Origin of the sequence: Paracoccus sp. TRP, assembly GCF_000185925.1 — a bacterium.
Taxonomy (GTDB): domain Bacteria; phylum Pseudomonadota; class Alphaproteobacteria; order Rhodobacterales; family Rhodobacteraceae; genus Paracoccus; species Paracoccus kondratievae.
Window position 1 is genome coordinate 22653 of sequence record NZ_AEPN01000013.1, and the last position, 18710, is coordinate 41362.

Consider the following 18710-nt stretch of genomic DNA (forward strand, 5'->3'; position numbering starts at 1 on the left):
GGCGGGTCAGGCCGCGCTGACCCGCCAGATCACATCACCCACATCATCCGCCATCAGCAGCGAACGGCCGTCAGGGCCGATGGTGACACCGACCGGGCGACCATAGGAATATTTCTCGTCCTCGGACAGAAAACCCCACAGGATGTCCCGAGGCGGCCCCGAGGGACGCCCGTTCTGGAAGGGCACAAAGATCAGCTTGTAGCCCGACAGGGTCGAGCGGTTCCACGAGCCGTGCTGTCCGATCACCATCCCGTCCGGGAAACCGGGCAACGTGCCCTCGGGCATCCAGCACAGACCAAGCGAGGCGGTATGCCCGCCAAGTGCATAATCCGGGGTGATCGCGCGGGCGACAGCCGCGGGGTTCTGCGGCACCCGGTCATCGACGGTCTGACCCCAGTAGCACCACGGCCAGCCGTAAAAGGCCCCATCCCGCACCGAGGTCAGATAATCGGGCGGGGTCTCATCGCCCAGCCCGTCGCGTTCGTTTACCACGGTCCACAACGCGCCCGTCACCGGCTCCCACGCCAGACCAACGGGGTTGCGCAGGCCCGAGGCGAATATACGGGCATGGCCGGATTCCAGATCAAGCTCCCAAATCGCGGCGCGGCCTTCCTCTGCCTCCATGCCTTCGTCAGCAATATTGGTCAGCGAGCCGACGCCGCAATATAGCCGCCTGCGGTCGGGCGAGACGATCAGGCTCCGCGTCCAGTGCCCGCCCGGCTGGAACTCGACTAGCCGCCTGCCCGGGCCATTCAGCCGGGTCGCGCCGGGCTGATAGTCAAACGCAACGATCCCGTCGGTATTACCGACATAGAAAGTCTCGCCCACCAGAGCCATGCCGAACGGCTGACGCTGACCTTCCAGAAAGATCTCGCGCGTCCCGGCCACGCCACTGCCCTCATTGTCGCGCAGCAGCGTGATGCGGTTGGCGCTTTTCCCCAAGGCCCGGGCGCGACGCATGGTCGCCTGCGTTGCCCGGTCAAGCAGCGTTTTCGGGGCAGAAGCCTCTTGCAGCGCCTCTGCTACCAGCACATCGCCGTTCGGCAAAACCTCGATCCAGCGTGGATGCTGCAGGTCGCGGGCAAATGCGTTGACGCGCAGGCCCGGGGCAGCCTTGGGCAATTGGCCCGGTGCCCAGCCGCGCGCGGTCGGCATCTTCAGGGTCATGATGCCTTGTTTTTTCGCCTCGGGGATAGCAGGGGCTGGGCCAAGCGCCGCTGTGCGCGGCGCGCCACGACGCCGCATCCTGACCATCGCGCCACCCACCAGTTCCGTCACTTTCGCCATCAGATCCATGGCTTACCCTTCCCTGTTGCGCCAGCAAGGCTAATTCCAGTATCGCCCGGGTCAATCCCGCAGCGGCCATCAATGCGGAAACCGGCGAACCCCGAAACGACCGGGGCGGCGCCTGACGCACCGCCCCTTGAACATGAAAGCTCTAAACAAAGGTCTCAGCCCCGCGCCGCGCGGATCAGCGCCGCGAGATGTTCGGTCGAAGGATCATGACCCGGAGATGGCTTACCCTCAAGCAGCGGGGCGACCTTAAGCGCCAGTTCCTTACCCAGTTCGACCCCCCATTGGTCAAAGCTGTTGATGCCCAGAATCACGCCCTCGACAAACACGCGATGTTCGTACAGCGCGACGATCTGGCCCAGCGTATAGGGCGAGAGTTCGGGGATCAGCAGCGTGGTCGAGGGGCGGTTCCCCGGGAAAACCCGGTGGCGTGCCTGACGCTCAAGCTCGGCCCCGGTCAGACCCTTGGCGCGCATGATCTCAAGCGCCTCGTCCAGCGAGCGACCGCGCATCAGCGCCTCGGACTGCGCAAGGCAATTGGCAATCAGCAACAGGTGATGATGGGCCAGCTCGGGTTCATGCCCCTGCGCGGCGATGATGAATTCGCAAGGCACGACCGCCGTGCCCTGATGGATAAGCTGGTAGAACGCGTGCTGGCCGTTGGTACCCGGCTCACCCCAGACCACCGGACCCGAGGGCAGGGTCAGGTCGCTGCCGTCCATCGAGACGCGCTTGCCGTTCGATTCCATCTCAAGCTGCTGCAGATAGGCGGGCAGCCGCGCCAGACGGTTGTCATAGGGCAGCACGGCACGCGTGCCGTAGCCACAGATCTGATGATGCCAGATGCCAACCAGCGCCAGAAGCACCGGCAGGTTTTCAGCCAGCGGAGCCTGACGGAAATGCTGATCCATCTCCGCGCCACCAGCAAGGAAACGGTCGAACTGCTTGGGACCGATGGCGATCATCAGCGACAGCCCGATCGGGCCCCACACCGAATAGCGGCCACCGACCCAATCTTCGAACCCAAAGACACGCGATTCGTCGATGCCCCATTCGGCGGTACGTCCCACAGCCGAAGAAAGCGCCGCGAATTGGGCAGCCGGTTGCGCCACGCTTTTGCTCATCCAGTCCAGCGCCGTGCGGGCGTTGGTCATGGTTTCGATGGTGGTGAAGGTTTTAGAGGCAACAATCACCAGCGTCGTCGCCGGATCAAGGCCCTTGAGCGTATCGGCGATATCCGCCCCGTCCACATTCGAGACGAAATGCACGCGCGGTCCGTCATGCCAGGGGGCAAGCGCCCGCACCGCCATCGCCGGACCCAGGTCCGAACCGCCGATACCGATATTGATGACATCGGTAATACGTCCGCCCTGCCCCGCAAAGCTGCCATCACGCACGGCATTGGCAAAACCGCGCATCCGCTCATGCGTGCGGCGCACCTCGGGCATCACATCCTGACCGTCCACCATGACGCTGCCGCCAAAATTGCGCAAAGCTGTGTGCAGAACGGCGCGATCTTCGGTCTCATTGATGCGCTCGCCGCTAAACATCGCCTCGCGGCGGGCAGGCACCGGGGTCGCCAGTTCCAGCAACAGGTCGCGCGCGCGCGCGTCAATCAGGGTCTTGGACCAGTCGAAAACCAGCCCCTCGGCGCTGGTCGAAAAAGTGGAGGCACGCGAGGGATCGGCCTCAAACAGCGCCTCAATGCGCTGCGCACCCTGAGATTTGCGGTGATCCTTCAGTCGGTTCCAGATATCACTCATCTTACTCTGCCCAATGCACGGTAATATCGCCAAGAAAGGCGCGGATCGGCGCTTCGGTCGGGTCAAGGCTCTGCGCGCGCTCGAAAGCCTCGCGCTTGTCGGCACCGGTGATCAGCAGATGGGTGTTGATCGCACCTTTCAGCGCCGAGGCGGTCAGCGTGATCCGCGGCTCATCCCGGTTGCTTGTCACCGCCATCACGGCAGGCGCATCAGGGGCCAGCGCGAGCACCGTTTCTGAAGCGTCAGGGAAAAGGCTCGCCGTATGCATGTCGGTGCCCATGCCCAACAGCAGCACGGTCAGCGGCAGATGCGCTGCAACCGCCTCGCTTAGCGCCGGGGCGGCGTCCTCGGGGCTGGCATCGCCGGTATAAAGGTCGAGATACTGCGCAGCCTCGGCCTTGTCATGCAAAAGGTGACGGCGCAGCAAACGGCCGTTCGAGCGCATATGCTCACCATCCACCCAACGTTCGTCGTTCAACAGGACGGTGATACGCGGCCAGTCAATCTCGGCCCCAGACAGATAATCGTAAAGCGGTGCGGGCGTGGTCCCGCCCGGCACGCACAGGCTTGCCCTGTCATTCACGCGCAGATGCTGCGACAGCTGACCGGCAACACGGTCGGCCAGCGACAGAAACAGCATCTCGCGGTCGGGGTATTCGATAAACTCAAGCGTCATGGTCGGATCTCCCTCCAACGACGGTTGTCACGATGCAGCAGGCGCAGCGCCTCTTCGGGGCCACTAGAACCCGGATCATAGGGCTCGGGTCGTTTGGAGCCAGCCTCCCATGCCGCAATGATCGGGTCGGTCCAGGCCCAGGCGGCCTCGACCTCGTCACCGCGCATGAACAGCGTCTGGTTGCCGCGGATCACATCCATGATCAGCCGCTCATAAGCGTCGGGCATGTCCGCACCCTCAGCCCCCAGCGCATCGGCAAAGCTCATGTCCAAAGGCACCTGCACCAGACGCATACCGCCCGGTCCCGGCTCTTTGATCATCACGGTCAGGTGCATGCCCTCATTGGGCTGCAGCTTGATGACCAGCTGGTTGGCGCGATGGATGCCGCCATCGTCAAAGATAGAATGCGGCGGCTCTTTGAAGGTAACGACAATCTCACTGGTGCGGGCACGCAGCCGCTTGCCGGTGCGCAGATAAAACGGTGTCCCGGTCCAGCGCCAGTTGGCGATGCTGACCTTTAGCGCGACAAAGCTTTCCGTGCGCGACTGCGGGTTCTCGGCATCTTCGAGATATCCGGGCCCGTCGGGACCAGCGACATACTGACCGCGCACGATATCTTCGGGCAGCACGGGTTCCAGTGCGCGGATCACCTTCAGCTTTTCATCCCGTACCGCGTCGGGATCAAAATGATAGGGCGGCTCCATGGCGATCAGGCACAAAAGCTGCATCAGGTGGTTCTGCACCATGTCCCGTATTGCGCCCGAGTGGTCGTAATACTCACCGCGCCCGCCGACGCCCACCGTCTCGGCCACGGTGATCTGGACGTGATCCACGTATTGCGCGTTCCACAGCGGCTCGAACAGGATATTGGCGAAACGCACGGCCATCAGGTTCTGGACGGTTTCCTTGCCCAGATAATGGTCGATGCGATAGATCTGATTTTCACTGAAATGCCGAGCCAGCGTCGCGTTCAGCTGCCGGGCAGTTTCAAGGTCGCGACCAAACGGCTTTTCAACCACGATACGGCTGTCGGCATCAGCGATGCCATTCCCGGCCAGCCGCTCAGCGATATCGCCAAACAGCCCTGGCGCGACCGAAAAGTAAAACGCATGGACCACCCCCGGCCGCATCCGCGCCTTAAGCTCGGCCCAGCCATCCGTCCCGCGCGCATCGATAGCGACATAGCCCAGCATGTCCAGAAAGGCCGCGATCTGTGCGGTGTCCTGACCCGGGCCGGCGAATTCCTCGATCGCGGCGCGCATCTCGGCCCGGAAAGCGTCGTCGTCTTGCCGGGTGCGGGCCGCACCGATGATGCGGGCACTCACCGGGACTTGCCCGGCGACAAAGCGGCGATACAGGCCGGGAACGATCTTACGCCGTGCGAGGTCTCCGGTCGCACCAAAGATCACCAGGTCGAAATCATCTACCGGAATGATGCGTGATACCATTGCTGCCTCCTCGTCGGTGATCTGCCGACTAGCCGATGTTAGCGTTAACATCAAGTCCCCCAAATCAAGTCCCTCAATTCCAGCCCCTTTCAGTTCTGCCCCCGTGGGGGAACAATAGGGCTGTCTTGCGACAATGGCGCGGCATCGCCGGCCCCATCCAGCCGGGCCATCGCCTTGGCTAGTCTTGGCAGGCGGGCGCGGCGCATCAGTTCCTTGCGGCCCATCTGTCCGCCGGCTGCGCGGGCGCGGACCTCGGTCGCTTCGACAGCGGCCGACACCGGCTCAGGCGCACGCAGATAAAGATCGCGCAAATATTCATCGGGATGAATGGCGCGCAGGCCGACAGCGCCCAGCGTGCCACGCGGAAAGTCGCGCAGATTCGCGGTGACAATCACCTTGGCCCCTGCCGCCAGCGCGGTCTCGACCACATGCAGATCCGCAGGATCAGGCAGATCCAGCCCGAACATCCTGCCCCCCGGCTCGGCCAGTGCCTGCGGGAAACGCGACTGCAAAAGCGCGATCTCTGCACCTGCCTCAAGCCCCTGACGGATTGCGGCACGGCGCCATTCGTCCAGAATACGACTGGACCAGACAGGCTGGAACAGGTCCGCTGCCGCCGTGTCGATCAGGATTTCCCGCAGCACGGTCGGAAAAAGGACACAGGCGTCCAGAGCCGCCTTCATCCGTCCAACCGAAAGAACAGCGCCTTAAGATAACCAGTCTCGGCCAATTGCGGCAACGTCGGGTGATCCGGTCCGGCCTGCCCGGTATGCAGCAGCTGCATCCGCCGCCCACCCCGGCCAATACCGCGCGCGCTGGCATTGCGGAAAGCGGTCAAATCGGCGGCATGGCTGCACGAACACAGGCCCAGATAGCCACCCGGCGCGACCAAAGGCGCGGCCAGTTTTGCCACCCGCTCATAGGCGCGCAAACCCGCCTCAAGCGCCTGTTTTGAGGGGGCAAAGGCCGGTGGATCACAGATCACCACGTCGAATTGCGCACCCTCGGCGGCAAGCACCTCCATCTCTTCGAACGCATCCCCTTTGCGAATCGTCAGCCGCGCCTCGGCACCCATGGCACGCGCACCACCCTGCGCCAGCTCCAGGGCCGCGGCCGAGCCATCGACACAGGTGGCATGCGTCGCCCCGGCCGCCAGCGCGGCAAGGCCAAAGCCGCCGACATGCGAAAACACATCGAGCACGCGCTGACCGCGCGCCAGCCTTTGCGCAAAGGCATGGTTCGGGCGCTGATCATAGAACAGCCCGGTCTTTTGACCCTGCATCAGATCGGCCAGATAGATCGCGCCATTCATCGGCACCTCGACCGGCCCGCTGACCACGCCCGACAGGACTTCGGTCCGCTCGTTCAGCCCCTCTTGCGTCCGGGCGCGGCCTTGCCCGTTCAGGATCACTGTTGAAACACCTGTGACCTCACGCAGCGCGGCAGCGATATCTCCGACCATACGCTCGGCCCAGGCGGCATTAGGCTGAATCACCGCTGCATCGCCAAAGCGATCAACAATGGTGCCCGGCAGGCCGTCCGCCTCGGCATGAATCAGGCGATAAAAAGGCGCATCAAACAGCCGCTCACGCATGGAGAGCGCCCGCCGCAGCCGTACCGCAATCCAGTCGCGGGTGATCTGGGCCTGAGGATCGGGGTCCATGACCCGTGCGATGATACGCGAATCGGGATTAACGGTAACCAACCCCAAAGGGCGCCGGTCGGCATCCTCGAGCACGGCGAAACTACCAGCAGGGATGGCCCGTGTGCGCCGGTCGGTCACCAGCTCATCGGCAAAGACCCAGGGAAAGCCGTGGCGGATAGCCTGCGGCTTTGACTTCGGACGCAATCGAATGGTGGGCAGATCGGCGGTCATGGCGGCCTCATGCAAAACGGCGCAGGATTGCCACGGCAAGCCGCCATGGGCAAGAGCGGGCTGGTTGCATTGTTACCGCTAACATGATACATAGCAACCAAAGGAGATGCCAGCCATGACCCTGCACGCCACCATCGCCCGGGTAACCGACCGCATCCGCGAACGTTCCGCAAAAAGCCGCGGCGCCTATCTGGCCAAGATTGCCCGCGCAGCCGAAGAAGGTCCGCGTCGCGCCCATCTGTCCTGCGGAAACCAGGCCCATGCTTATGCCGCCATGCCCGACAAGCAGGACCTTGCCACGACGCGCAAACCGAATATCGGCATCGTCACTGCCTATAACGACATGCTTTCGGCCCATCAGCCCTATGAGCGTTATCCCGACCTGATCCGGCAGGCAGCCCATGTCGCGGGCGCGACCGCACAGGTTGCAGGTGGCGTCCCGGCAATGTGCGACGGGGTCACCCAGGGCCGACCAGGGATGGAGCTGTCGCTTTTTTCGCGCGATGTCATCGCGCTCGCCTCGGGTGTGGCACTGACGCATGACACGTTTGATGCGGCGCTGTATCTGGGGGTCTGTGACAAGATCGTGCCCGGTCTGATCATCGCCGCCGCGACCTTTGGCCATATCCCCGCAGTATTCGTTCCGGCTGGCCCCATGCCCTCGGGCCTGCCCAATGACGAAAAATCCAAGGTCCGCCAGCAGTTTGCTACCGGAGAAGTTGGTCGCGAAGCACTGATGGCAGCCGAGATGGCCAGCTATCACGCCCCGGGCACCTGCACCTTTTACGGCACCGCGAACACCAACCAGATGCTGATGGAGTTTATGGGCCTGCACCTGCCGGGCTCGAGCTTTGTTAACCCGAATACGCCGCTGCGCGATGCGCTGACCGTCGCCGCCGTTCAACGCGCCGCAGCCATCACCCGGCTTGGCAATAATTATCTGCCAGCAGGAGAAATTCTGGACGAGCGCGCCTTTGTTAACGGCATCGTCGGGCTGATGGCCACCGGAGGCTCGACCAATCTGGTGCTGCATCTGCCCGCCATGGCGCGCGCGGCCGGGGTGATTCTGGATCTTGAGGATTTCCACGACCTGTCCGAAATCGTCCCATTGATGGCGCGGGTCTATCCCAACGGCCTTGCCGACGTGAACCACTTCCACGCCGCAGGGGGGCTTGGGTTCATGATTGGCCAACTGCTTGACGCTGGGCTGCTGCATCAGGACGTCCGTACCATCACCGGCGGCGGGCTTGAGCAATATGTGAAGGAACCCCGGCTCAAGGACAGCCAGATCACCTGGGTCGATGGCGCCCGCGAGTCGCTGAATGACAAAATCCTGCGCCCGGCGACCGCCCCCTTTGCGCCCAGCGGAGGGCTGAAGCAGCTGTCGGGCAATCTGGGTCGCGGCGTCATCAAGATCTCGGCCGTTGCGCCCGAACGACATGTGATCGAGGCCCCCGCCCGCGTCTTTGCCGATCAGGAAGAGGTCAAGGCTGCGTTCAAACGCGGCGAGTTCACCGAGGATGTCGTCGTCGTCGTCCGCTTCCAGGGGCCGCGTGCCAACGGCATGCCCGAGCTGCATTCACTGACCCCAACGCTGGCGGTGCTGCAGGATCGCGGGCTGCGTGTGGCGCTGGTGACTGACGGGCGCATGTCCGGCGCATCGGGCAAGGTCCCCGCCGCGATCCACATCTCGCCCGAGGCGGCGGATGAAGGACCGCTGGCCCGTGTCCGCGACGGTGATATCATTCGCCTGGATGCCGCCAATGGCTCCCTGTCCTGTCTTGCCGCGGACTTTGACAGCAGAGAACCCGCGAAACACGATCCTGCACCCTCGGCCGAAGGGTTGGGACGCGAGCTTTTCGCCGCATTCCGCGCCAATGTTGGCCCAGCCACCGAAGGAGCGGCGGTTGTCGTCTGACATCGTGGTCTGAGGACAGGACCGGAGCCTGCCACGCATCTGCATCGGTCAGGCCCGACCCACCGCCCGGGTTTCCGTACCAGAAGCCTGCACCCAGTCGCTTAGCCGGATCACCTGCCCCCTGCCCTGCCCAAGGGCAGGATCGGGCTGCAACGGCCCCTCCTCCTCTGCGGGTTCGCGCAGGAACAGGACATTGAGGCAGACCTGCCCCTGCTCGTCACGAATCGGGCACAGACGGGCATCGGTGCGAATGCGTCGCCCCGATCTGGCAATCTGCACCAGGCCGTTCAGCCAGGCCTCGGCTTCGTCCGGGGCCTCGATCATCCGCCACAACCATGCAGGACCGGGACCGGATGGTTCAAGCAGGACCGACGCCGGGCGGCCGATCAGCTCATCGCGCTGATAGCCGTACAGGCGCAAACAGCCCTGATTCACAGCGATGATTCGCCCATACCGGTCAAGGATAAGCACGGCGCGGCTGGTCTGGATCGCCTGTATCGCCCAGCCCGGATTGTGGTGGAACCGCTGGATTTCGGACATTCGGGAAGCCCCTGCACAGATTGTCCCGCCAGCATCGGGCCAATAGGCTAACAATTCGTTAGCACCGATAAGATTTCTTTAGTCCTCAGTCGGCGGTCCGAAACGTTCGATCATCCGCTTGCTGATCTGATCCCGCACGGTGCGATAAAGTGCCAGCTTTTCCTCGCGCCCCTCGGCCAGACCGCTTGGGTCCATGATCGGCCAGTATTCAACCTCAAGATGGGCCACACGCGTCAGCTCAAGCGCCTGTCTCTGACTTGCCGGAGACAGCGCGACCACAAGGTCGAAACTGCTAAGATCATCGCCCCAGGCCTGCATTTCCTCGAACGAGCGCGAACGATGGGTGGAAAGTTCGACCCCGATCTCTTTGCAGACGGCGATGGCAAAACCGTCAATCTCCATATCGTTCCTGACCCCCGCCGATTGCACATAGGCGGCGCGGCCGTAGAACTTTTTCATCATCCCCTCAGCCATGGGGGAACGGATGGCGTTATGATCGCAGCAGAAAAGTACCGAATGTGGGATCGGTCCAGCCACGAATCACCCCGGCACAAGCGCGCAAATCAGGGTGAACAGGCGGCGCGCTGTGTCGATGTCGATGACGGCCTTACCCTCCAACCGTTCTTGCAGGGTGCGGGCGCCCTCGTTGTGGATGCCGCGACGCGCCATGTCGATCGCCTCGATCTGCGTCGGAGGCAGACGCTTTACCGCATCGAAATAGCTGGCGCAGATCTGGAAGTAATCCTTAACCGTCTGACGAAAAGGGCCAAGCGACAGGTGAAACTCAACCACCTTGCTGCCGCTTTCGGTCGCGATGTCAAAGACCAGCCGCCGCTCGCGCACCGCCAGCGCCAGCGTATAGGGGCCGGGTGGCACATCCTGCCCATCCCGACCGGGCAGGCTGAAGCTGTTATCCTCCAGCAGATCAAAGACCGCGACGCGGCGGTCCTGCTCCATCTCGGGGGTGGGAGGCGGCAGGGCGCTGTCGTCAATGTCGATCCGGCACAGCCGGTTGGTTGACTGCCCCATTACTTCCCCCTGTTCAAAGCCGACAACCGCGCCGAGACCGAGCGGCCATGTGCGGACAACCCTTCGGATTCGGCCAGACGCACCGCTGCCGGACCAATGGTCGCCAACGCCTCGGGCGTAAGCCGCGCGATAGTGCTGCGCTTCAGGAAATCCATCACTGACAGTCCCGAAGAGAAACGCGCCGAACGGGCCGTCGGCAGAACGTGGTTCGGACCGCTGACGTAATCGCCCACGGCCTCGGGCGTCCAGCCACCGAGGAATATCGCCCCGGCGTGACGGGTCTGTTTCGCCAACGCCTCGGGGTCGTTCACGCAAAGCTCAAGATGCTCGGGGGCAAGCCGGTCGGAAAGCGCTGCCGCCTCGTCCAGATCGCGGGTCACGATCACCGTGCCATAGTCACGCCAGCTAGCCCCGGCCACCTCGGCGCGCGGAAGCGTGGGCAGAATACGCTCGACCTCGGCCACCACGGCGCGGGCAAGGGCTTCGTCAGGGGTAACCAGAATCGCCTGCGCATCGGCATCATGTTCGGCCTGTGCCAGCAGATCCAGCGCCAGCCATTCGGGGTTCTGTTCGCCCTCAGCGATAATCAGCACCTCGGACGGACCGGCGATCATGTCGATACCGACGCGGCCAAAGACCTGACGCTTTGCCGCCGCGACATAGGCGTTGCCCGGTCCCGTAATCTTGTCCACAGGGCGGATGGTATCGGTACCGTAGGCCATGGCTGCAATCGCCTGCGCGCCGCCGATGCGATAGATTTCATCGACCCCGGAAAGCTCGGCCGCCAGCAGGACCAGCGGGTTCACCACCCCGTCGGGCGTCGGCACGCAAATCACCAGCCGTTCGACCCCGGCCACCCGGGCCGGAATCGCGTTCATCAGCACCGATGACGGATAACTTGCCTGACCGCCCGGCACGTAAAGCCCTGCCGCCGCGACAGGGGACCAGCGCCAGCCCAGCGTCGCGCCTTCGGGGTCGGTCCAGCTCATATCGTCGGGCATCTGCCGGGCGTGATAAGCCCGGATCCGGTTTGCCGCCATGACCAGCGCCGCGCGATCCGCGGCCGAAACCTTGGCCGTTTCGGCGGCAATCTCGTCCTTTGAAAAGGCCAGAGACTGCGGGGTCAGCGACAGACGGTCGAAGCGCGCGGTCAGTTCGACCAGCGCCGCATCGCCCCGGCTGCGCACATCAGCAATGATCGCGGCAACCGCATCATTCACATCTGCCGCATCCTCACGCTTCATCGAAAGCAGATCGGCAAAGCGGTCAGAAAAATCGGGCTGGGCAGTCGAAAGATGAATGGGCATGGATCGAGGCCTTCAATGACCCGACCTTGTTAGCGGCTGCAGCCAAGCGGCTCAAGCGGCTAAGGCACGCACGAACGGCCTGTTCAATCCTCGGGGTGCTGTGGCGCACGGCGCGAGGGCGCGACATAGGGCTGGGTCACGTCGCGCAGCTCGACATTGAGGCACTCTGCCTCGACCGCCAGCGTGCCGTCACCAGCAAATTCCAGCAAAAGACGGCCCGCACCATCCTCGCCCGCCTGCCAGCTCATCGTCAAAAGCTCAAGGATCAGGTCCTTGTCCTTGCGGTCGATACCGTCGCTTTGCACCTTCAGCACATCCGAGATCAGCAGGACCGCGCGCACGCGCTCATAGGGGCGGCCCTCGCGGCGGGCCTGCTCGGCATCCTCCCAGCGAAAACGGTTCAGCAACAACGCAAGCTGCCGGTGGCGACCATCAAATGCGATCTCGGTCACCGGCAGGACAGCGTCCTGAGCAAGGGCCGAGATTACGTTCAGATCCTCGACATCGCTGGCCAAAAGCGCCAGCGGTGCCGGGTCGGCATCGGTGAAACGGGCGTCAGCCATCGGCGGTTGCCTCCTTGATACGTTCGATATCTGCGCCAACCCCGCGCAGCTTACGCACGACTTTTTCATAGCCGCGATCAAGATGATAGACGCGGCTGACAATGGTTTCGCCCTCGGCAGCAAGCCCGGCAAGAATCAGGCTGACCGAGGCACGCAAATCAGTTGCCATGACCGGAGCGCCGCGCAACTTATCCACGCCATGAACGGTGGCATGGCCGCCCTGCACCTCGATATGCGCGCCCATGCGCACCAGTTCCGGCGCGTGCATGAAGCGATTCTCGAAAATCTTTTCTTCAAGGACCGAAGTACCCTCGGCCGTGCAAAGCAGCGCCATCATCTGCGCCTGCAGATCGGTCGGAAAACCCGGGAAGGGCTCGGTCACCACATCAACCGCCCGGACCCGGCCATTCTTGCACGAGACTTTCAGCCCGCGCTCGGTCTCGACCACGTTGACGCCCGCTTCGTCCAGCTTTTCGCAGAAAGCCGCGACCAGATCAATGCGGCCGCCAAGGCATTCGACCTCACCCCCGCAGATCGCCGGGGCCAGCATATAGGTGCCAAGCTCGATCCGGTCGGTCACCACCGGATGAGTGGCACCGCCAAGAGCCTGCACACCCTCGATAGTGATGGTCGAGGTCCCCTCGCCCTCGATCTGCGCGCCCATGCGGCGCAGACATTCTGCCAGATCGACGATCTCGGGCTCGCGGGCAGCATTGTTCAGGACCGTGGTCCCACGCGCCAGCGTCGCTGCCATCAGCGCGTTTTCAGTCGCACCGACCGAGACTATAGGAAAATCGATCACCGCACCCTTGAGCCCGCCCGCCGGAGCCTTGGCATGGACATAGCCATCGCGCAGGTCCAGTTCGGCCCCCATCGCTTCGAACGCGCGCAGATGCAGGTCCACCGGACGCGCGCCGATGGCACAGCCCCCGGGCAACGAAACAACCGCATGACCATCCCGCGCCAGCATCGGCCCCAGCACCAGAATCGAGGCGCGCATCTTGCGTACGATGTCATAATCGGCGCGGTGGCTGGTCAGGGCGTGGCTCGACAGAGCCAGCACCTGGCCGTCCTGCAGGCTGGCGACCTCGGCCCCAAGCGACTGCAAAAGCGCGGTCATAGTGCGGATATCTGACAGGCGCGGCGCATTGGTCAGCGTCAGCGGCTGATCGGTCAGCAGGGTCGCCGGCATCAGCGTCAGGCAGGCATTCTTGGCACCGGCGATCGGGATCTCGCCATGAAGCGGCCCGTTCCCCCTTACAATGATCTGGTCCATCTAATCCTCATTTCCGGGCGTGCCTTGGTTTGGCTTCTCTGGCCCGTGCTGCTCGTTCTGGCTCGTATCGTTCTCTGCGCTTGCCCGTGCGCGCCCTTGCGCCTTGCGCCGCGCAAGATTGGCCCGCAGCGCCGCCTTGAGCCGCGCTTCACGTGTGTCGCCCTTGGGATCGCGGGGTATTTTCGTCATGCTCTTCTGTTAGCGCCCTTGCCTTGTTGCGTCCAGCGGGCGCGCGGGGGGCTGACGCGCGGTCGGCGATGTTCGGCATATCGAAATTTTTTGCGCCGATCCCTCTTGCACCCTCCGCACAGTCGGTCTAAAGCCCCGCCCACGGCGCTGCAGTAGCTCAGTGGTAGAGCACACCCTTGGTAAGGGTGAGGTCGAGAGTTCAATCCTCTCCTGCAGCACCAGTCATTCCCTGCAAAATGACCCGCCTGATGTAGCCGCACCCGGAATGCGCGTGCATGTTGCCGGGGGTGCTGGACCATCTGCGGCCGGGCAGCTAGGCAGGGATGCCCCCCATTGTCCGGAGCCCTGCCCATGACCGATATCCTGCTGATGCTTGCCGCCGGCTTTCTTGGCGGAATGCTGAACGCTGTTGCGGGGGGCGGTACCTTCATCACCTTTCCGGCGCTGGTCGCCAGCGGAGTACCCGTCGTTTCGGCCAATGCAACCAGCACGGTCGCGGCGCTGCCCGGCTATCTTTCGGCCGCATTGGGGTTCCGACGCGAAATCGCCCAGATCGACCGCTCCTTGGTGCTGCGGCTGACCTTCTGGACGGTGATCGGAGGCATCGCCGGCTCTTGCCTGCTACTTGTTTCCTCAAACGAGGCTTTCGCGGTGCTGGTGCCGTTCCTGCTGCTGGCAGCAACCTCGGTCTTTATCTGGGGCGCGCAAGTGCGGGAATGGGCAGGACGGCACCGCAACGCCGTGGCCCCCTTTGGCGCCGGAACCATGGTGCCCGTGGCGATCTATGGCGGTTATTTCAACGGCGGGCTTGGCATCGTGCTGCTGGCGTTGTTCGCACTTTGGGGCATGACCCAACTGAACCAGATGAACGGGCTTAAGAACTGGCTGTCATTCGCACTGTCGGTAATTTCGTTTGCTATCTTTGCCGCCGGCGGTCAGGTCGCCTGGAAACCAGCGGCGGTGATGAGTGTCGGCACGATTCTGGGCGGCTATCTGGGTGCGCCGGTGGCGCGGCGCATCCCGATCCCTGCCTTGCGAGCATTGATTGCGGCCATCGGCTTTGGCATGACGGCAGTGTTCTTCTGGCGGCTCTTCTGACGCCAGCCCAACCCGAAAGGATCCTTCATGTCCGAGATCAAGCGCATCGAGACCGGCCCCCGTATGAGCCAGGCCGTCATCCACAACGGCACCATCTATCTGGCCGGTCAGGTCGGCAAACCCGGCGAATCGGTGACCGAGCAAACCCGCGAGGTGCTGGCCCAGGTCGACCGGCTGCTGGCCGAATGCGGCTCGGACAAGACCCGCATCCTGTCGGCGCAGGTCTGGCTGGCCGATATGGCCGATTTCGCTGAAATGAACGCCGTCTGGGACGCTTGGGTTGCCCCCGGCCATGCCCCGGCCCGTGCCACGGGCGAATCGGCGCTGGCGACGCCCGATTACAAGGTCGAGATCATCGTGGTCGCGGCCCAGAACTGATCGCGGCCAGAACCGAACGCGCGGCGCGCAGGCCCGGGGCCTCGCCGCCGCGCCCCAGCCGCTCCATGGTCTTGCCCATGGCGGCAAACTGCTCGGCCCGCGCCTCGGGGTCTTCGATCAGCCGGTAAAGCGCCCGCGACATCGGCCCCGGCTGGCAGTTGCGGCCCAGATATTCCGGCACTGCGCGGGTTTCGCTGACCAGATTGACCAGCGTCACCGTATCCGTCCTGAGCATCAGCCCGATGATGAAGCGGCTAAGCGGCGCAACATCATAGCCGATCACCATCGGCACGTTATTCGCCGCCAGATCCAGACTGACCGTGCCCGAGGCCGCCAACGCCAGATCGGCTGCAGCAAAGGCCGCGCGCTTTTCCCCGGCCCCTTCGACCACGACCGGCGCGGTGGGCCAGCGCCGCGCCATATCATGTACCAGCGCCGAAACCCCGCGCACGGTCGGGATCACCACCCGGATTTCGGGCACCCGGTCGCGCAACCGCATCAGCGCCTCGTCAAAGCGCGGACCAAGGCGGCTGACCTCGGTTTGGCGTGATCCGGGCAAGCACAGGACCAGCGGCGCATCAGGCGCAATGCCATTCGCAGCACGGAATGCCGCCGCCTCGGCCTTACCCGCGACGGGATCGGCAACGATCGGATGGCCGACAAAATCGCAGCTCATCCCTGCGGCCTGCATCAGCGGCGGCTCAAAGGGCAGGATCGCCAGCACATGATCAATCACCTGCGCCATCTTGCGGGCCCGACCCGAACGCCAGGCCCAGACCGAGGGGGCGACATAATGGATGGTGCGTAATGAGGGGTTCAGCGCGCGCGCCTGACGCGCCACACGCAGGCAGAAATCCGGGCTGTCGATGGTAATCAGCGCATCAGGCTGTGCCTCAGCCACGGCTCGGGCCGTCTGGGCAATCCGCTCTTTCAGGGCGCGATATTTCGGCAGCACCTCCCACAGGCCCATAAGGCTAAGCTCTTCCATCGGAAAGCGGCTCTCAAGCCCTTGGGCAGCCATGGCAGGCCCGCCAACGCCCATGAATTCGACCCCGGGGGCCGCCAGCTCTTTCAGCCCGGCCATCAGCGCCCCGCCCAAATTGTCACCGGACGGCTCGCCCGCGATCATGAAGAACTTCATCGCTTCGCTCCGCGCGCTGCAAGGCCATGGAATCGAGGACACAGGGCACCGCCTGCATTCCCCGCCCTTGTCTTTGCGGCGCGATCTTTTGGGTTCTGGGGCAACGCAAAGGCAGGCATCAGGTTCCTGTCCCCGCTACCCGTCAGCGCCGCGCGCCCACAGAAACAGACCCGCAGCCTCGGCCCGGCGCACAGTCTCATCCCGTTCCAGCAGGATGACGCTGCCCGCCTCCCACACGATGCCGGCAAGACCGGCCTCGGCAGCCTGATTGACGGTGTCGGGGCCGACGGTCGGCAGGTCGATACGACGGTCCTGTCCGGGCTTGGGCGCCTTGTAAAGAACGCCACCCGGCCCGTTCGGATCGGGTTTCAGCCCGGCATGCAGACGCGCAAACTCCAGCATTGCCTGTGTGCCTGGCAGCGATTCGACAGCAAGGCACAGCCCCTGAGCAACCACCGCACCCTGCCCGATATCAAGCGAGCCAAGACCCCGGACGATTGCGGCCGCGCGTGCAGCGTCCTTTTGATCACGGGGGCTGGGCTCACCGGCCAGCACCCCTTCCCCCGGTACCAGTTCGGGCAGGATCTGATCGACCGAGCGGATGGCGATGCCCGCCTCTTCGAACACGTCAAGCACAGCGCGTAATGCAGCATCGTCGCCCGATTGCATCCCCATCAGGATGCGCGGCACGATCGAAAGCGTGCGCGGGTCAAAAAGCTCGGGCTCGATCCTGGGGCGGCGGATCGCACCGGCAAAGACCGCCTGCGTCACGCCCTGATCGGTCAGTTCGTCCAGAAAGGGCACCAGACGTTCAAGGCGAAAGGGCTTGGCCTCGACCTCGGGTTTCAGATTGTCCAGCGCATAGACCAAGGGCTGGTCCAGCGCGGCGGCGATGGCGGGGGCAAGCCGGCCCTCGCCGGCAATCAGGGCGATGCGGCTCATGGATCAGGTCTCACGGATGCGGCGCCAGAAAACTGCGGTCCGAGGGGCCAAGGATGAAATCCAGCACCTCGCGCACCATGGGCGTGGTCTCGCCCTCGGCCAGATGGCGGGCGGTGTCGCGGAAACTGCCCTGCCCCAATTGCCCCAACATCTCGCGCAGCGCATGGATTTCGTCGCGCGACGCGCCGCGACGCCTGAGCCCGACGAGGTTCAGCCCGTCCAGATGCCCGCGGGGGCCCTGTACAAGGCCAAAGGGGATCACATCCGCCGTCACCATGGTCACCGCACCGATCATGGCACCGCGCCCGATACGCACCCATTGGTGAACGCCGGACAGTCCCCCGACGATGACGTCATCCTCAAGCACGCAATGGCCGGCGACCGAGGCGTTGTTGACCAGAATTACCCGGTTGCCGATGTGGCAATCATGGGCGACATGACTGCCCGCCATGAACAGCCCGTCATCGCCGATGCGGGTAACGCCGCCGCCACCCTCGGTGCCGGGGTTCATGGTCACATATTCGCGGATACGATTTCGGGCGCCGATCTCAAGCCGGGTACGCTCACCCCGGAATTTGAGGTCCTGCGGCACCTCGCCCAGCGAGGCAAAGGGGAAAACCGTGGTTTCCTCGCCAATCGCGGTCTCGCCGGCGATGACCACATGCGATTTCAGGACCACGCGCGGCCCCAGCGTGACCTCTGGCCCGATCACGCAGAACGGACCGATCTCGCAACCCTCGCCGATCCGCGCGGCGGGATCGACGACGGCCGAGGGATGGATCAATGTCTCAGCCATTCTCGCCACGGTTCAGCATGGCCATGACCTCGGCCTCGGCGGCAAGCTCGCCTCCGACCATAGCCCGGCCTTCGAATTTCCAGATCTTGCCGCCGCCGCGCAGGGTCTTCATGTGCAGCTCAAGCACGTCGCCCGGCACCACCTTGCGGCGAAAGCGGCATTTGTCGATCGACATGAAATAAGTACCCATGCCCTTGTCGGCGAGGTTCAGCGTCGTGCCGACCAGAACCGCCGCCGATTGCGCCATGGCCTCGATGATCAGGACGCCAGGCATGACGGGTTCCTGCGGGAAATGCCCTTCGAAATGCGGCTCGTTCGATGTCACATTCTTGACGCCGACACAGCTTTCGCCCGGCACGATATCGCGCACCCGATCCACCAGCAGGAAGGGGTAACGATGCGGCAGGATCCGCTTGATCATGGCAAGATCGACTTCGGTCGGAGGGATATAGGCAGTCTCGTCGGCAGCCATGCGGT

At 63.9% G+C, this 18710-nt stretch carries 20 protein-coding genes and 1 tRNA gene; 4 read left to right on the forward strand and 17 right to left on the reverse strand.

Annotation, left to right across the window (positions count from 1 at the left end; translation table 11 throughout):
* Positions 1–6: 6 nt before the first annotated feature.
* From PARACOCCUSGL_RS0109650 to PARACOCCUSGL_RS0109675, 6 genes are all read right to left on the reverse strand, one after another.
* Complete coding sequence (locus PARACOCCUSGL_RS0109650) at positions 7–1296, reverse strand: sorbosone dehydrogenase family protein (protein ID WP_010395757.1); 1290 nt, start codon at positions 1294–1296, stop codon at positions 7–9.
* 155 nt (positions 1297–1451) lie between these two features.
* Positions 1452–3056 carry a glucose-6-phosphate isomerase gene (gene pgi / locus PARACOCCUSGL_RS0109655; RefSeq protein ID WP_010395760.1) on the reverse strand — a complete coding sequence of 535 codons (1605 nt, stop codon included), beginning with the start codon at positions 3054–3056 and terminating at the stop codon, positions 1452–1454.
* A 1-nt stretch (position 3057) separates the two neighbouring features.
* Complete coding sequence (gene pgl / locus PARACOCCUSGL_RS0109660) at positions 3058–3732, reverse strand: 6-phosphogluconolactonase (protein WP_010395763.1); 675 nt, start codon at positions 3730–3732, stop codon at positions 3058–3060.
* Positions 3729–5180, reverse strand: coding sequence for a glucose-6-phosphate dehydrogenase (zwf, locus tag PARACOCCUSGL_RS0109665; RefSeq protein ID WP_010395766.1), 1452 nt, complete (start codon positions 5178–5180; stop codon positions 3729–3731). The genes pgl and zwf overlap by 4 nt, the downstream gene beginning before the upstream one ends.
* 89 nt (positions 5181–5269) lie before the next feature.
* Positions 5270–5863: an RSP_2648 family PIN domain-containing protein gene (locus PARACOCCUSGL_RS0109670; RefSeq protein ID WP_010395769.1), complete on the reverse strand. Its 594-nt coding sequence runs from the start codon at positions 5861–5863 to the stop codon at positions 5270–5272.
* The gene (locus PARACOCCUSGL_RS0109675) at positions 5860–7056 is read right to left on the reverse strand and encodes an RSP_2647 family RNA methyltransferase (RefSeq protein WP_010395771.1); all 1197 of its coding nucleotides are present in this window, start codon (positions 7054–7056) and stop codon (positions 5860–5862) included. Before PARACOCCUSGL_RS0109675 ends, PARACOCCUSGL_RS0109670 begins: the two co-directional genes overlap by 4 nt.
* A gap of 115 nt (positions 7057–7171) precedes the next feature.
* Here PARACOCCUSGL_RS0109675 and edd point away from each other — a divergent pair, with 115 nt between their 5' ends.
* A complete protein-coding gene (gene edd / locus PARACOCCUSGL_RS0109680; protein WP_010395773.1) occupies positions 7172–8974 on the forward strand; it encodes a phosphogluconate dehydratase in 1803 nt (600 codons plus the stop codon).
* A 48-nt stretch (positions 8975–9022) separates the two neighbouring features.
* Here the strand turns inward: edd and PARACOCCUSGL_RS0109685 are convergent, their stop codons facing one another.
* The 7 genes from PARACOCCUSGL_RS0109685 to PARACOCCUSGL_RS0109715 all read right to left on the reverse strand — a co-directional run bounded on the left by PARACOCCUSGL_RS0109685 (position 9023) and on the right by PARACOCCUSGL_RS0109715 (position 13878).
* On the reverse strand, positions 9023–9514 hold the full coding sequence (locus PARACOCCUSGL_RS0109685; RefSeq protein WP_010395774.1) for a PAS domain-containing protein: 492 nt from the start codon (positions 9512–9514) through the stop codon (positions 9023–9025).
* Between the two features lie 78 nt (positions 9515–9592).
* Positions 9593–10051: a low molecular weight phosphatase family protein gene (locus PARACOCCUSGL_RS0109690; protein ID WP_029371950.1), complete on the reverse strand. Its 459-nt coding sequence runs from the start codon at positions 10049–10051 to the stop codon at positions 9593–9595.
* A 3-nt stretch (positions 10052–10054) separates the two neighbouring features.
* Positions 10055–10543 (reverse strand): UPF0262 family protein, encoded by a 489-nt coding sequence (locus PARACOCCUSGL_RS0109695; RefSeq protein WP_010395779.1) that lies wholly within the window; start codon positions 10541–10543, stop codon positions 10055–10057.
* Positions 10543–11850 carry a histidinol dehydrogenase gene (gene hisD / locus PARACOCCUSGL_RS0109700; protein WP_010395782.1) on the reverse strand — a complete coding sequence of 436 codons (1308 nt, stop codon included), beginning with the start codon at positions 11848–11850 and terminating at the stop codon, positions 10543–10545. Before hisD ends, PARACOCCUSGL_RS0109695 begins: the two co-directional genes overlap by 1 nt.
* 83 nt (positions 11851–11933) lie before the next feature.
* Entirely contained in the window at positions 11934–12413 is a 480-nt protein-coding gene (locus tag PARACOCCUSGL_RS0109705; RefSeq protein ID WP_010395784.1) for a DUF2948 family protein, read from the reverse strand.
* The gene (gene murA, locus PARACOCCUSGL_RS0109710) at positions 12406–13689 is read right to left on the reverse strand and encodes a UDP-N-acetylglucosamine 1-carboxyvinyltransferase (RefSeq protein WP_010395786.1); all 1284 of its coding nucleotides are present in this window, start codon (positions 13687–13689) and stop codon (positions 12406–12408) included. The genes PARACOCCUSGL_RS0109705 and murA overlap by 8 nt, the downstream gene beginning before the upstream one ends.
* Positions 13690–13878: a hypothetical protein gene (locus tag PARACOCCUSGL_RS0109715; RefSeq protein ID WP_010395788.1), complete on the reverse strand. Its 189-nt coding sequence runs from the start codon at positions 13876–13878 to the stop codon at positions 13690–13692.
* 146 nt (positions 13879–14024) lie between these two features.
* Here PARACOCCUSGL_RS0109715 and PARACOCCUSGL_RS0109720 point away from each other — a divergent pair.
* The 3 genes from PARACOCCUSGL_RS0109720 (at position 14025) to PARACOCCUSGL_RS0109730 (ending at position 15354) form a co-directional block, all read left to right on the forward strand.
* Positions 14025–14099 (forward strand) — tRNA-Thr (locus tag PARACOCCUSGL_RS0109720).
* 130 nt (positions 14100–14229) lie between these two features.
* Positions 14230–14976: a sulfite exporter TauE/SafE family protein gene (locus PARACOCCUSGL_RS0109725; protein ID WP_010395790.1), complete on the forward strand. Its 747-nt coding sequence runs from the start codon at positions 14230–14232 to the stop codon at positions 14974–14976.
* Positions 14977–15003: 27 nt separating this feature from the next.
* Positions 15004–15354, forward strand: a complete 351-nt coding sequence (locus tag PARACOCCUSGL_RS0109730) for a RidA family protein (RefSeq protein WP_010395792.1) — start codon at positions 15004–15006, stop codon at positions 15352–15354.
* Here PARACOCCUSGL_RS0109730 and lpxB read toward each other — a convergent pair.
* The 4 genes from lpxB to fabZ all read right to left on the reverse strand — a co-directional run bounded on the left by lpxB (position 15329) and on the right by fabZ (position 18705).
* On the reverse strand, positions 15329–16495 hold the full coding sequence (lpxB, locus tag PARACOCCUSGL_RS0109735) for a lipid-A-disaccharide synthase (protein ID WP_010395794.1): 1167 nt from the start codon (positions 16493–16495) through the stop codon (positions 15329–15331). The two genes, PARACOCCUSGL_RS0109730 and lpxB, sit on opposite strands and share 26 nt — an antisense overlap.
* Positions 16496–16630: 135 nt before the next feature.
* Entirely contained in the window at positions 16631–17437 is an 807-nt protein-coding gene (locus tag PARACOCCUSGL_RS0109740; protein ID WP_010395795.1) for an LpxI family protein, read from the reverse strand.
* 10 nt (positions 17438–17447) lie between these two features.
* Positions 17448–18233 (reverse strand): acyl-ACP--UDP-N-acetylglucosamine O-acyltransferase, encoded by a 786-nt coding sequence (gene lpxA, locus PARACOCCUSGL_RS0109745; RefSeq protein WP_010395798.1) that lies wholly within the window; start codon positions 18231–18233, stop codon positions 17448–17450.
* On the reverse strand, positions 18226–18705 hold the full coding sequence (fabZ, locus tag PARACOCCUSGL_RS0109750) for a 3-hydroxyacyl-ACP dehydratase FabZ (RefSeq protein ID WP_050804181.1): 480 nt from the start codon (positions 18703–18705) through the stop codon (positions 18226–18228). The genes lpxA and fabZ overlap by 8 nt, the downstream gene beginning before the upstream one ends.
* Positions 18706–18710 lie beyond the last annotated feature (5 nt).